This window comes from Micromonospora sp. WMMA1996 (assembly GCF_002573675.1).
Taxonomy (GTDB): domain Bacteria; phylum Actinomycetota; class Actinomycetes; order Mycobacteriales; family Micromonosporaceae; genus Micromonospora; species Micromonospora sediminicola.
Genome location: NZ_PDHU01000001.1, coordinates 3,008,254 through 3,022,172 on the forward strand (window position 1 = coordinate 3,008,254; position 13,919 = coordinate 3,022,172).

Genomic DNA, 13,919 nt, shown 5'->3' on the forward strand with positions numbered 1-13,919 from the left:
CTCGGCGCGTCTGATTCGCGCGGCCCCGACGTGTCGGCGCGGGACGATCGGGTACCGCACGCCACGGACGCCGAGGGGAGGGACGACAGCCATGGACCAGCCGGCCACCGGCACCACGCCGGCGGTGCTGCGGGACTACGCGCTGCTCGCCGACGGGCACCGGGGCGCGCTCATCGGCCCCGGCGGGGACGTCGCGTGGCTGTGCGCGCCCGGCTGGTCCGACCCGGCGGTGTTCAGCGCGCTACTCGGCGGGGCGGGCCGGTACCTGGTCGCGCCGGCGGCCGACCGGTTCGTCTGGGGCGGTCACTACGAGCCGGGCTCGCTGATCTGGCGCAGCCGGTGGGTCACCGGGGACGGAATCGTGGAGTCCCGGGAGGCGCTGGTCTTTCCCGGCGAGGCGGGCCGGGTGGTGCTGCTGCGCCAGGTTCGCGCCTTGCAGCAACCGGCGCGGGTGCGGGTGGTGCTGGACCCGCGGGCCGGTTTCGGCCGGGAGCCGGTGCGGGACGTGACCCGGGACGGCGAGCGGTGGTTGGCCCGTACCGGTGGGCTGCACCTGCGGTTGCAGGGCGGTGGCCGGCTGCGCCGCGACCGGCAGGGCTTCCTGGCCGGTGAGCTGACGGTCCCGGCGGGTGGCCGGCACGACCTGGTGCTGGAGCTGGCGGCCGGCCCGCTCGACCAGCCGTGCGAGCCCGCCGGGGAGCTGTGGCGCACCACCGAGCACCACTGGGCGTCGGTGGTCCCGACGCTGTCCGGGCCCGCCGCCCGCGACGCCACGCTGGCCTACGCGGTGCTGCGCGGGATGACCCGACCGGGTGGCGGGATGGTCGCCGCCGCCACCACCGCCCTGCCGGAGCGGGCGATGGCGGGGCGCAACTACGACTACCGGTACGCCTGGATCCGCGACCAGTCCTTCGCCGGCCAGGCCGCCGCGCTGGTCGGGCGGTACGACCTGCTCGACGACGCCGTCGCGTTCCTGACCGGTCGGGTGCTCGCCGACGGCGACGGGCTCGCGCCGGCGTACACGGTCGGCGGGGATCCGGTGCCGCGGGAGCAGCCGTTGGACGGCCTGCCCGGCTATCCGGGCGCGAGTGCCCGCACCGGCAACTGGGTACGCGGCCAGTTCCAGCTCGACGCGTTCGGCGAGGTCCTGATGGTGCTGGCGGCCGCGCAGCGCCACGACCGGCTCGACAGCGACGGCCGGCGCGCGATGCGGGTGGCCGCCGAGGTGATCGAGCGGCGCTGGGCGGAGCCGGACGCCGGGATCTGGGAGCTGCCGCCCCGGCAGTGGACGCACTCGAAGCTGACCTGCGTGGCCGGGCTGCGGGCGGCGGCGCGGGCCGCGACGGCTCGCCCGGCCGCGCGCTGGTCGGCGCTGGCCGACCGGATCCTGGCCGACGCCGCCGCGCACGGGTTGGCGGCGGACGGGCACTGGCGCCGCGCGTACGACGACGACCGGGTCGACGCCGCGCTGCTGCTGCCGGGCATCCGCGGGGCGCTTCCGCCGCAGGACCCGCGCACCGCCCGGACCCACCAGGCGGTCGTCGCGGACCTGGCCCAGGACGGCTATCTCTACCGGTTCCGTCCGGACCGGCGGCCGCTCGGCGACGCCGAGGGCGCGTTCCTGCTGTGCGGGTTCGCCGCCGCGTTGGCCGCGTGGCAGGCGGGCGACGCGGTGGGCGCCAACCGCTGGTTCGAACGCAACCGGGCCGCCTGCGGCCCGCCGGGCCTCTACACCGAGGAGTACGACGTGCGGCAACGCCAGCTCCGCGGCAACCTGCCCCAGGGGTTCGTGCACGCGCTGATGTTGGAGACCGCGGTGACGCTCGGCCAGGTCGACCCCTGCCGCTGACCGGGTCTACCGGCCGGCACCGGCGATGAGCGCCAGCCCGGTCTCCGGGTCGACCCGCTTGGCCAGTTCCGGGGCGACCTCGGTGACGATCACCTCCAGCGTCGGCCACACCCGGGCCCAGAGCAGGTGCCCGCCCACCGTGCTGCCGTCGGAGCGGCCGAGCACCGCGTGCACGTGCAGGGCCGGCTCGCCGTCCCGGGCGGCCACGTCCCCGACCAGCGACAGCACCTCCACCTGCTCGCGGACCGGGATGTGCCGGTAGTCGCCCTGCTCCCGGTCGAACCAGCCGACCTCGGCCTCCCGGAAGCCGCCCACGGCGGTGACCCGTCCGGCGCGCAGGTCGTGCCGGCGCAGCGCGTCGCCGAGCGCGGTCACCGGTTCGTCGCCCTTGTCGCAGACGACGACCAGCACCCGTCCGGTCGGCTGGTGCAGTTCCTCGGCCCTCATGACTCCTCCTCGTGTCGTGCCGTGGTCGCGCCCAGCACCGCCCAGACGGCGGCGACGGCGGTGTCGGCCAGCGCGGCGTGCCGTTGCCGCCGATCGACGGCGGCGAGGGCGAGCGTGCTGAGGGCGTGGACGGCGTCGACCGCCGCGCCGGCGAGGAACGTTCCGGGTGCGGGCCGACGCACGGTGACAGCGGCCTGGACCAGGTGCCGGGCGCCGAGTACCCGAAGCGTCGCCAGGGCGGCGGGGGTGGCCGGTCCGACCGGCCGCAGCAGGGCGCCGGGAGCGACCAGCAGCAGAGCGCCCCAGGCCACGCGGCCGATCAGTGCCGCGCGTCGCAGCGCTCGTCCCGGCGGTCGACCGGTCATGTCAGGCCACCCGGAACCGCTGGGCCTGCTCGGCGCGGAACGCCAACCCGTTGCCCGGCCGGTCGAGCTGCACCGGCACCGCGCCGCCGGTCGGCGACTGCGCCCCGTCGAAGAGCATCGCCTCGATGCGGACGTGGTCGTGGAACCACTCCAGATGCCGCAGGTTCGGTGTGGCGGCGGCGACCGGCAGATGCTGGTGCGGCGCGCAGTGCCCGGACACCTGGATCCCGGCGGCGTCCGCCACCGCCGCCGCGCGGAGGAACTCGCTGATGCCGCCGCACCGGGTGACGTCGATCTGAAGGCAGTCGACGTACGGGGCCATCCGGTGGAAGTAGACCAGGTCGTAGCCGTACTCCCCCGCCGTCACGTCGGCCGCGACCCGGTCGCGGACCAGGGCGAGGCCGGGCAGGTCGTCGGAGCTGACCGGCTCCTCGTACCAGCGCACGTCCAGGTCCGCGGCGGCGTGCGCGACGCGGACCGCCTGTTTGCGCTGGTAGGCGCCGTTGGCGTCGACGAACAGCTCCGCGTCGTCGCCGATGGTGCGGCGCGCCTGCCGCATCCGGTCCAGGTCGCGCTCCACCGCGGTGCCGCAGGACTCCCCTATCTTGATCTTCACGCGGGGGATGCCCTGTTCGTGCACCCAGCCGGCGAGCTGCCGGTGCTGCCGCTGGGCGTCGTAGGTGGTGAAGCCACCACTGCCGTAGACCGGCACCTCCCGGCGGGCGGCGCCGAGCAGCCGGGCCAGCGACAGCCCGTGGCGGCGCGCCTTCAGGTCCCACACCGCGCAGTCGGCGGCCGACAGGGCGAGCCCGGCGACGCCGGGGCGGCCGGCGTTGCGCAGCCGGCGACGCATCCGGTCCCAGGCCGCCGGCACGTCGTCCGGGTCGAGGTCGGTGAGCACCGGCGCGAGCAGGTCCGCCACCACCGCGACCACGGCGGTCGGGCCGTAGGTCCAGCCGATCCCGGTGTGCCCGTCGGCCCGCGCCCGGACCAGCACCAGCGTGGTGGCGGTCCAGGCGAGGGTGCCGTCGCCCTCCGGGGCGTCGGTGGGGATCCGGTACGCCTCGGCGGTGAGACCGACGCCGGTCACCGCGACCACCGACGCGCCAACGCGGCCGCCGCGGCCAGCCCGGCGGTCGCCACCAGACCGGCCGTCGCCCAACGGGTGATCGGGCCGGGCGGTCGGGGCCGGTCACCCCAGCCCTGTTCCGGGCGCCGGGGAACGGTGTCGTTGTGCATGGCCGCCCGCAGCAGCTCGGCCAGGTGGAGCGCGGAACGGCCGGCGGAGGCGCTCTGCTCGACCTGGGTACGGCAGCTGAACCCGTCCGCGAGGATCACGTCCGTGTCGGCGGCCTCCCGGACGGCGGGGAGCAGCACCCGTTCCGCGCACGCCTCGGACACCTCGTGGTGGCCCTGCTCGAAGCCGAAGTTGCCGGCCAGGCCGCAGCAGCCGGAGTCGAGGAACTCGGCGTCGACGCCGGCCGCGGACAGCACGGCCTGGTCGGCGGCGGTGCCGAGGATCGCGTGGTGGTGGCAGTGGGTCTGGATCAGGGCGTGCGCGTCCAGGCGGGGTGGCTGCCAGCCGGGGCTGTGGTCGTGCAGCAGCTCGGCGAGCGTGACGGTCTGCTCCCGTAGGCGGGTGACGTCGTCGTCGGCCGGGAACAGCTCGTGGGCGTCGCTGCGGAACACCGCTGTGCAGCTCGGTTCCAGCCCCACCACCCGGGTGCCGGCGCGCAGGTGCGGACGGAGCGCGTCGACGCTGCGCCGCAGCACCCGCTTGGCGACGTCGAGCTGACCCGTGGAGATCCAGGTCAGCCCGCAGCACACCGGGCCGTCCGGCACGCGTACCCGCCAGCCGGCGGCCTCCAGCACCTCGACGGCGGCGCGGGCGACGGCCGGGTGGAAGTGGTTGGTGAAGGTATCGGGCCAGAGCACGACGTCGCCCCGGGCACCGTCGCCGGTCGGGGTACGCCGGGCGAACCAGTGCTGGAACGACTCCGCCGCGAACAGCGGGATGTCCCGGCGCCGGTCGATCCCGCCGACGACCTTGGCCAGGCGGCCGAGCCCGGGGGCGTGCGCGAGGGCGTTGACCGTGCGGGGCAGCCGGGCGGCGACGGTCGCCACCAGCGGCAGCCAGCCCATCGAGTAGTGCGCGCGGGGGCGCAGCCGGCCGGCGTAGTGATGGGACAGGAACTCGGCCTTGTAGGTGGCCATGTCCACGTTGACCGGGCAGTCGGCCTTGCAGCCCTTGCAGGCCAGGCAGAGGTCGAGCGCGTCGCGCACCGCGTCGGAGCGCCAGCCGTCGCCGATGGCGCCGCCGCGGGCCGCGCCGTCGAGCATCTCGAACAGCAGCCGGGATCGGCCCCGGGTCGAGTGCTCCTCCTCCCGGGTCACCATGTAGGACGGGCACATCACCCCGCCGGAGTGCCGCCGGCACTTGCCGACGCCCACGCACCGCAGCACCGCGTCGCCGAAGCTGCCCCCGTCGTCCGGGTAGGCGAAGGTGGTCGACACGGCGCCGTGGTCGTAGTCGACGCCGAGGCGCAGGTGGCTGTCGAGCGGGTAGGGCGGCATGACCTTGCCGGGGTTCATCCGGTCGTCCGGGTCGAAGATCGCCTTGACCTGGCCGAACGCCCGGATCAGCCGTTCGCCGTACATCTTCGGCAGCAGCTCGCCGCGGGCCTGCCCGTCGCCGTGCTCGCCGGAGAACGACCCGCCGTAGGAGACCACGAGGTCGGCGGCGCGTTCGACGAAGGAGCGGAAGTCCCGCACCCCGTCGGCGGTGCGCAGTTGGAACGGGATCCGGGTGTGCACGCAGCCCTGCCCGAAGTGTCCGTAGAGCGAGGCCTGCTGGTAGCCGTACTCACGGTACAGCGCCTGCAGGTCGCGCAGGTAGTCGCCGAGCCGGTCCGGGGCGACCGCCGAGTCCTCCCAGCCGGGCCAGGTGTTCTCGGAGTCGGGCACGTGGGCGGTGGCGCCCAGTGCGGAGTCGCGGACCTCCCACATCCGTTTCTCGTCGGCCGGGTCGGCGAACTCGTGCACGCGCGGCCCACCGTCGCGACGGACGGCGGCGATCAGCCGGTCGGCGGCAGCCCGAGCCTGGTCGGGTGTGTCGCCGCCGAGCTGCACCATCAGCCACGCGCCGCCCTCGGGCAGCTCGTGCAGCGCGTGCGGGTGCAGGTTCTTGCGCCGCTCGAAGCTGACCAGTTTGTCGTCGATGCCCTCCAGCGCGATCGGCTGGTGTTCCAGGATCCGCGGCACGTCGTCACCGGCTGCGGCGATGTCCGGGTAGCTGAGGAACACCATCGCGTCGGCCTTGACCCGGGGGACCAGTTTCAGCCGGGCGCGCAGCACGGTGACCAGCGTGCCCTCGGAGCCGACGAGGGCCTGGGCGACGTGGAAGTTCTTCTCCGGCAGCAGGCTGTCCAGGTTGTAGCCGGAGACCCGGCGGGGGATGTGCGGGTAGCGGGTGCGGATGTCGGCCAGGTACTCGTCGCGCAGGGCCCGTAGCCGCCGGTAGATCTCGGCCCTGCGGCCGCCGTCGCGCTGGATGCGGGCGTACTCCTCGTCGCTGGTCTCCCCCACCCACATCCGGGTGCCGTCGTACAGCAGCACCTCCAGTTCGACGATGTTGTCGACCACCTTGCCGGTGCGCTGCGCGGTGGCGCCGCAGGAGTTGTTGCCGATCATGCCGCCGAGCGTGCAGTGGTTGTGCGTCGCCGGGCGCGGCCCGTACTCCAGGCCGGTCGGTTCGAGTCGGGCGTTCAGTTCGTCCAGCACGATGCCGGGTTCGACCAGGCAGGTGCCGGCCCGCTGGTCGACCTCCAGCAGTCGGTGGCAGTACTTGGACCAGTCGAGGATCACGGCGGTGTTGGTGCACTCGCCGGCCAGGCTGGTGCCGCCGCCGCGCGAGGTCAGCGGCGCGCCGTGGCGGCGGCAGACGGCCACCGCGGCCACCGCCGCCGCCACGGTGCGGGGCACCACCACCCCGAGCGGCACCTGGCGATAGTTGGAGGCGTCGGTGGAGTACGCGGCGCGGGAGCCGGCGTCGAAGCGGACCTCGCCGTCGACCTCCGCCCGCAGGTCGGCGGCGAGCGCGGTCAGGTCGATGTCGCGGGTCGGCTCGGGTGGACGCAGGACCGGGTCGGGCAGCACCTCGGTCATGAGCGCAGCTCGTTGATCTTGTCGCGGGCGACCGACGCCACGGTGGCCACCTTGTGCGGTTGACCGCGGAGGAACGCCTCGGTGAAGTGCTTCGCCTGGTCATATTTGATCTTGCCGGGCATCGGCGGCTCGTTCGGGTTGACGTCGCAGTCGACGAGCGCCGGCCCGGGGTGCGCGAGAGCCTCCCGGATCGCGCCCGGCAGCGCCTTCGCGTCGGTCACCTTCACGCCGAACGCGCCGCAACCGCGCGCCCAGGTGGAGAAGTCCGCCTCCGGCTGCCGGTGCCGCACCGCGTACTCGGGGTAGCCGAGGATGATCTGCTCCCACAGGATCTGCCCGTACGAGTTGTTGTTGTTGACCACCACCTTGATCGGCAGGCCGTGCCGGACCGCGGTGAGGAACTCGGCCATCAGCATCGCGAACCCGCCGTCACCGACGAACGCGATCACCTGCCGCCCCGGGTAGGCGTGCTGCATGGCGATGGCGTACGGCAGGCCGGGCGCCATCGTGGCCAGGTTGCCCGACAGGTAGAACTCCCGGTCGCCGCGGATCGTCCAGTGCCGCGCCGACCAGGTGGCGATGGTTCCCGAGTCGCAGGTGAGGATCGCGTCGTCGGCGGCTGCGGAGTCGACGCAGCCCATCAGGTACTGCGGCGCGATCGGCGACCGCTCCGGATCCACCAGGCTGCCCATCTCCGACCGCCAGTCGTTCATCTTGCCCTGGTACTTCTCCAGGAACGACCGGTCCGGGGCGTGGTCCAGCATCGGCAGCAGGTCCCGCAGCGCCAGGCGGGCATCCGCGCAGACCGGGGCCTCGACCGGCAGCCGCATCCCGATCAGGCTCGGGTCGGCGTCGATCTGCACCACCTTCGCCTGCCCCGGGCCGGGCAGGTACTTCCCGTACGGGAAGGAGGTGCCCACCATCAGCAGCGTGTCGCACTCCTCCATCAGTTCCTCGCTCGGCGCGGTGCCGAGCAGGCCGAGCCCGCCCGTGGTCAGCGGGTGGTCGTCGGGCACCACCAGCTTGCCGGGCAGCGTCTTGACGATCGGGCTGGCCAGGGCCTCGGCCACCGCCAGCACCTCCTCGCGGGCGCCCCGTGCGCCGACGCCGACCAGCATGGCGACCTTCCGGCCGGCCCGGAGCACCTCGGCCGCCCGGGCCAGCTCCCGCGGATCCGCGGGCAACTGTGGGTACGACACCGTGGCCGCGCTCATCGGCGGCTTGCCCGGGCTCACGTGCCGGTACGGGTCATCGGAGGCCGGCGCCACCTGCACGTCGTTGGGGAAGGTCAGGTGCGCCACGGTCCGCTTGCTCATCGCGTCGCGGATCGCCAGGTCCACCACCGCGGGCATCTGCTGCGGGTTGGTCACCATCAGGTTGTACGAGGCGACGTCCTGGTAGAGCTGGGTGGTGTGCACCTCCTGCTGGTAGTGCGAGCCCAGCACCGACGTCTCCTGCATGCCGGTGAGCGCCAGCACCGGCACGTGGTCGAGTTTGGCGTCGTAGAGCCCGTTGAGCAGATGGATCGCCCCCGGCCCGGAGGTGGCGCAGCAGACCCCCAGCCGGCCGGTGGCCTTGGCGTAGCCGGTAGCCATGAACGCGGCGGCCTCCTCGTGGTGCACCAGCACGAACCGCAGCTTCTCCCGCTGCCGGCGGAATCCCTCCATCAGGCCGTTGATACCGTCACCGGGCAGGCCGAACACGGTGTCGACCCCCCACTCCACCAGGCGGCGGGCCAGGCTCTCGCCCACGATCTCCTGCACGTCGTCCTCCTCTTCCGGGGTTCACCCGTCCTCGTCCGCGTCAGCGGGGTTTCACCTGCCCCACCGGACAGTGCGGACCAGGGCGGACGGGGCGGCGGCTACCCGGCCTCCCGGACCGCAAACCCACCAGGGTGACCGGTTCCGGGCCGCCGTCACCCGCGCCCGGTGTCCCCGGGCAGCACGGACAGCCGTCCCCGCCCCTCCAACACGGCGAGGTGCACGGCGTCGACCTCGCCCACCCCGTGCTCGCGCAGCAGTCCGTCCAGGTCGGCCCGGGTCAGACCGGCGCGATGCAGGTTGCCGGTGAGCACCCGACCCCGGGCGACCACCACCACCGGACCCTTCTCGATCAGCCGCCGGCCTGCGGGCCGCAGACGCACCCAGGTGATCAGCGCGTGGGCGGCGAGGATGGCCACCAGCGTCATCGCGCCGGACAGGTAGCTGGCGTCCGGGGCGCTGGGCAGCCGCCCGACGATCGCGCCCACCGCGACGGCCGCCACGAAGTCGTACGCGGACAGCTCGGCCAGCGTCCGCCGACCGCCGAGGCGCATCGCGAACACGGCGGTCAGGTAGAGCAGGAACGCCTTCACCCCTACCCAGACCAGCCAGCCCGGGTGGCCGACGAGAGCGGTGACGGCGTCCATCCCCGACCGCCGGGCTCAGGACCGCCGCATCGACCGTGCCGCGAGAAAGCCGAGGAACGCACCGACGGTCAGCGTCACCAACCCGTGCGCGGTGAGCGCGGAGCGCAACCGGCCCAGGCCCGCCTTCGGGTCCACCACGCTGCCGGCCACGTCGCCCGCGGCCCCCACCACCACGTCACCGAGCTTGCCGCGGTCCATGGCCCACCCCCTTGCCGAGAGCCGCCGGCTACCCGGTGGGACGCCCACCAAACGTTCACTCGTCCCGACCGGTGAAGACCCGCTCCGCCGCGGGCTGCTCACCGCCGGCCACCAGCACCTCGTCGCCGGCGCGCAGCACCGTCGCCCGACCGAGCCGGAGCTGCTCGCCGTCGCGGCTGACCAGGCTCACCCACACGCCCTCGTCCCGGCTCAGCTCGAACAGGGGCCGGCCGTCGGCCGGGGCGCCGGAGGCGATCGTGTAGTGGCGCAGCCCGACCGGCTCGCCCTGTACCCGGATGCCGACCGCCCACGGTTGCAGCGGCGTGGTCCGCATCGGCACCCGGCACCACCGGGCCACGAGGGGGACCAGCCCGCCCTGCACCACGATCGAGAACGCGACCACGGCGAAGACGATGTCGAACAGCCGCAGGTCCTGTTCCAGGTCGGCGGTGAGGATGAACGTGCCCAGCAGGATCGGCACCGCGCCCTTGAGGCCGGACCAGACCACGAAGATCCGCTCACCCCAGCGCAGTCGGACCGTGCTGAGCAGCCCACCGACCACGATCGGCCGGATCACGAACGTGAGCAGCACGGCCAGCGCCAGGCCGGTGAGCCAGGCGCGCTCGGTCACCATGCTGCGCAGCGACACGATCAGGCCGAGCAGGCCGAACGCCAGGATCTCGCCGAGGCTGGCCAGCGCGCCGTGGAACCGCTGGATCTCCCGCTTGAACGGCGCTCGGGCGTCGCCGACGACGATGCCGGCGAGGAACACCGCGAGGAACCCGGAACCGCGGGCCAGCGTCGCCGCGCCGTAGATCGACACGGCGGCGAACACCACCTGGAGCGGGTAGAGGCTCTCGTCCGGCAGGGACACCCGGCGCATCAGCTGCAGGATGAGCCACCCGCCGGCCAACCCGACCACCGAACCGACCACCAGTTGCAGCGCGAACTCCCCCGCCCCGGAGGCGACCGCCGACCAGCCGCCGGCGGTCCCGGCGGCGAGCAGGCTCGCCATCAACGCGATCCCCACCGGGTCGTTGGCGCCCGACTCGCCCTCCAGGATCGTGCCGCTGCGCCCCACGACGGTGCGTCGCCCCAGCACGGAGAACACTGCGGCCGGATCGGTCGGGGACAGGGCGGTGCCGACCAGCAGCGCGGCGAGCCAGTCGAACCCGAACACCCAGCGCAGCACCAGCGCCAGCGCGCCGGCGGTCAGCAGCGTCCCGAGCACACCCACCAGCGCGACCGGCCCGAGTGACGGCCGCAGCCGCCGCCAGCCCATGCTCATCCCACCGCTGAACAGCACCAGCACGAGCGCGATCTCGACCAGGTGCCGGACCGCGTACAGGGACAGCTCGTTCAGCTTCGGAAACAGGTCGGAGACGATCGCGGCGGCGAACAGGAACAGCGCCGGCGCGGGCAGCCGCAACCGGTCGGCGAGCCGGTTGGACAGCACGGCCAGGACCGCCACCGCGCCCAGCGCGGCGACGTAGAGCGCGAAGCCCGTCACCGCCACCCCATCCCGGTCCGACCCGCCGGGTCCCCCGCGGATCCCGTGCGCTGCCGCTACCCGCCCAGGCCCGAGTTAACCGGGCCGGTACCCGATCAGTGGGCGAGCACCTGGGGCACCAGCTGGTAGAGCGGCACGGTCAACACCGCGCCGACCAACGCCACCCCGGCCGCCGACGCAGCCGCCACCGTGCCGCTCCGGCCGTCGGTGGCCGGGCACCGCCCCGCCGGGGTGTACGTGGGCACCAGCCAGCGCAGGTAGTAGAAGAGACTGGCCACGGTGTTGACCGCGGCGACGACGACCAACCAGGCCAGCCCGCCGTCCCAGGCGGCGGTGAACACGGTCAGCTTGCCGGCGAAGACCGCCGTCGGGGGCGTGCCGACGAGTCCCAGCAGGCAGATCGTCAGCGCCCCGGCCAGCCAGGGCCGACGTCGGGCCAGCCCCCGGTAGCCGTCGAGGGTGTCGTGCGGCTCGGCGGCCAGCACCGCGAACGCGCCCAGGTTCGTCACCGCGTACCCGACGAGGTAGACCAGCAGGGCGGGCAGCGCGCGCTCGGCGCGGCCGGCGACCGCGACGGCCATCAGCAGGTAGCCCACCTGCGCCACGGTGGAGTACGCGAGCAGCCGGCGCGGGTCCGCCTGGCCGAACGCGGCGAAGTTGCCCAGCGTCATGGTCACCGCCGCGAGCACCACCACCAGCAGCGGCCAGTCCACCACGTCGGCGGGCACCGCCACGGCGAACAGTCGGTACGCCGCCAGCAGACCGCCGAGCTTCGGCACGGTGGTCAGCAACGCGCCGGCCGGGACCGACGCGCCCTGCACCGCGTCGGGCACCCAGAAGTGCCCCGGCACCGCGCCGATCTTGAACAGCAGACCGGCGAGCACCCCGACCACCCCGACCGCGACGCCGGCGGGCGGGGCCCCCGCCAGTCCGGCGCCGAGCCGGTCGTAGTCGCTCGTCCCGCCGCCGAGCGCGGTCAGCAGCGCCGCGCCGGCCAGCAGGCCGACCCCGGCCAGCGCACCCATCAGGTAGACCTTCAGCGCCGCCTCGGCGCCCCGCCGGTCCCGGCCCCAGCCGGCCAGCCCGGCCAGCGGCACCGACGACAGCAGGTACGCCACGGCGAGCAGCAGCAGGTCCGACGCGCCGGCGAGCAGCACCGCGCCGAGCACGGCGAGCAACGTCAGCACGTAGAACTCGGTCTCCCGCCGGTTGCCGGCGACCCGGCCGGCGGCGATCCCCACCACGAGCAGCCCGGCCAGCGGAATGAGCAGCCGCGCGGTGGTGGTGGCCGGGTCGAGGGCGTAGCTGTGCGCGTAGACGGTGGTCCGCTCGCCGACGGCGGGCAGCGTGGCGACCACGGCCGCGAGCAGCGCGCCGGCGGCGACCAGCCGGGCCACCCACTGCCGGTCGCGGGGCAGGAACGCCCCGGTCAGCAGCGTGGTGACCGCACCGGCCAGCAGGAGCAGTTCCGGCAGCAGCGCGAGCGGACGCTCGTTCACCCGGCCACCAGGTCGGTGATCACGCGGGCGGCGGGTTCCACCACGTCCAGCAGCAGTCGGGGAAACACGCCGATCAGCAGCGCGAGCGCCAGCAGCGGCAGCACCGCCGCGGTCTCGGCGGCGGTCACGTCGGCGGTCGCCGACAGGCGGTGCCGGGCCGGGCCGAGGAAGACCCGGTGCAGCGCCCACAGGAACAGCCCGGCGGTGACGAGGATGCCGGGCAGCGCGATCGCCACCGCCACCGGCGCGGAGCCCAGGCCGCCGGCGAAGATCTGGAACTCGGCGACGAACCCGGAGAAGCCGGGCAGGCCGAGGCTGGCGAACGCCGCCACCGCGGTCAGCGCGGCGAACCGGGGGGTGTCGCCGGCCAGCCCGCCGTAGGCGTCCATCCGGTAGGTGCCGCCCCGGTCGTAGAGGACACCGGCGAGCAGGAACAACGCCGACGTGATGAGCCCGTGGCTGACCATCTGGGTGACCGCACCGGTCACCGCGACCGCGCGGGCCTGCGCGTCCGAGCCGGCGACCAGGCCGGCCGCGCCGACGGCCAGCACCACGTACCCCATGTGGTTGACCGAGGTGTACGCGATCATCCGCTTGAAGTTGGTCTGGGCGAGCGCCACCAGCGCGCCGTAGAGCACGCTCACCACGCCGACCACGACGACCATCCAGGCGTAGCGCCGCCAGGCGTCCGGCAGCATCGGCATGGCGATCCGGACGAACCCGTAGGTGCCCATCTTGAGCAGGATCCCGGCCAGCACGGCCGACCCGGCGGCCGGGGCGTCGGTGTGCGCCGGCGGCAACCAGGTGTGGAACGGGAACGTCGGCGTCTTGATCGCCAGCCCGAGCAGGACCGCGAGCAGCACCAGCGCGCCGGCCACGCCCTCAGTCGGCGGGTCCCGGGTCAGCGCCACCATGTCGAAGGTGTGCGGCCGGGCGGCGACGAAGAGGCCGATGAAGCCCAGCAGCAGCGCCAGCGAGCCGAGGAACGTGTAGAGGAAGAACGTCAGCGCCGAGCGGCGGGCCTGCGAGCCGTGCCCCCAGCCGGCGATCACCGCGTACATGCCCACGATGGACAGGTCGAAGAAGACGAAGAACAGGATCAGGTCGAGCGCGACGAACAGCCCGAGGCAGGTGGTCTGCAGGGCGAGGAAGAGCGCGGCGAACTGGCGTGGCCGGTGCTGGCGGCGCAGCGAGTACACCGCGCAGGCGGCGAAGACGACGGTGGTGAGCGCGAGCAGCGGCAGCGACAGCCCGTCCACCCCGACGTGGTAGCCGGCCCCGGCGCCCGGGATCCACGGCCGGTCCACCTCGAACGCGAACCCCTCCCCCGGGTACGCCCACCACAGGCCGAGCACCGCCGCGACCTCGACGCCGGTGACCGCGATCCAGAGCCACGACACCGCCCGCGCCGGCAGGCCACGCCAGGACAGCAGGAGCACGGCCGCCGCCAGCGGCGCGAAGACGATCAGGGACAGCACGG

Annotated in this window: 11 protein-coding genes; 1 reads left to right on the forward strand and 10 read right to left on the reverse strand. The window is 74.2% G+C overall.

Annotated elements, in window-relative coordinates; genetic code table 11:
• Positions 1–91: 91 nt before the first annotated feature.
• On the forward strand, positions 92–1,849 hold the full coding sequence (locus COO58_RS13720) for a glycoside hydrolase family 15 protein (protein ID WP_098745224.1): 1,758 nt from the start codon (positions 92–94) through the stop codon (positions 1,847–1,849).
• Between the two features lie 6 nt (positions 1,850–1,855).
• On the opposite strand, the gene COO58_RS13725 is transcribed toward COO58_RS13720, so the two are convergent.
• From COO58_RS13725 to COO58_RS13770, 10 genes are all read right to left on the reverse strand, one after another.
• The gene (locus COO58_RS13725; protein WP_098745225.1) at positions 1,856–2,296 is read right to left on the reverse strand and encodes a PPC domain-containing DNA-binding protein; all 441 of its coding nucleotides are present in this window, start codon (positions 2,294–2,296) and stop codon (positions 1,856–1,858) included.
• On the reverse strand, positions 2,293–2,661 hold the full coding sequence (locus COO58_RS13730) for a hypothetical protein (RefSeq protein WP_098745227.1): 369 nt from the start codon (positions 2,659–2,661) through the stop codon (positions 2,293–2,295). Before COO58_RS13730 ends, COO58_RS13725 begins: the two co-directional genes overlap by 4 nt.
• A 1-nt stretch (position 2,662) precedes the next feature.
• Positions 2,663–3,751, reverse strand: a complete 1,089-nt coding sequence (locus COO58_RS13735; RefSeq protein ID WP_098746332.1) for an enolase C-terminal domain-like protein — start codon at positions 3,749–3,751, stop codon at positions 2,663–2,665.
• On the reverse strand, positions 3,748–6,825 hold the full coding sequence (locus COO58_RS13740) for an FAD-binding and (Fe-S)-binding domain-containing protein (RefSeq protein ID WP_098745229.1): 3,078 nt from the start codon (positions 6,823–6,825) through the stop codon (positions 3,748–3,750). Before COO58_RS13740 ends, COO58_RS13735 begins: the two co-directional genes overlap by 4 nt.
• The gene (locus COO58_RS13745; protein ID WP_098745230.1) at positions 6,822–8,588 is read right to left on the reverse strand and encodes a thiamine pyrophosphate-dependent enzyme; all 1,767 of its coding nucleotides are present in this window, start codon (positions 8,586–8,588) and stop codon (positions 6,822–6,824) included. The genes COO58_RS13740 and COO58_RS13745 overlap by 4 nt, the downstream gene beginning before the upstream one ends.
• 152 nt (positions 8,589–8,740) lie before the next feature.
• Positions 8,741–9,232, reverse strand: coding sequence for a DUF421 domain-containing protein (locus tag COO58_RS13750; protein WP_098745232.1), 492 nt, complete (start codon positions 9,230–9,232; stop codon positions 8,741–8,743).
• 15 nt (positions 9,233–9,247) lie between these two features.
• On the reverse strand, positions 9,248–9,430 hold the full coding sequence (locus COO58_RS13755; RefSeq protein WP_098745233.1) for a hypothetical protein: 183 nt from the start codon (positions 9,428–9,430) through the stop codon (positions 9,248–9,250).
• Between the two features lie 55 nt (positions 9,431–9,485).
• A complete protein-coding gene (locus tag COO58_RS13760; RefSeq protein ID WP_218012357.1) occupies positions 9,486–10,940 on the reverse strand; it encodes a potassium/proton antiporter in 1,455 nt (484 codons plus the stop codon).
• A 95-nt stretch (positions 10,941–11,035) separates the two neighbouring features.
• The gene (locus COO58_RS13765; protein WP_098745236.1) at positions 11,036–12,439 is read right to left on the reverse strand and encodes an NADH-quinone oxidoreductase subunit N; all 1,404 of its coding nucleotides are present in this window, start codon (positions 12,437–12,439) and stop codon (positions 11,036–11,038) included.
• Complete coding sequence (locus tag COO58_RS13770) at positions 12,436–13,890, reverse strand: NuoM family protein (protein ID WP_369700201.1); 1,455 nt, start codon at positions 13,888–13,890, stop codon at positions 12,436–12,438. The genes COO58_RS13765 and COO58_RS13770 overlap by 4 nt, the downstream gene beginning before the upstream one ends.
• Between the last annotated feature and the right edge of the window lie 29 nt (positions 13,891–13,919).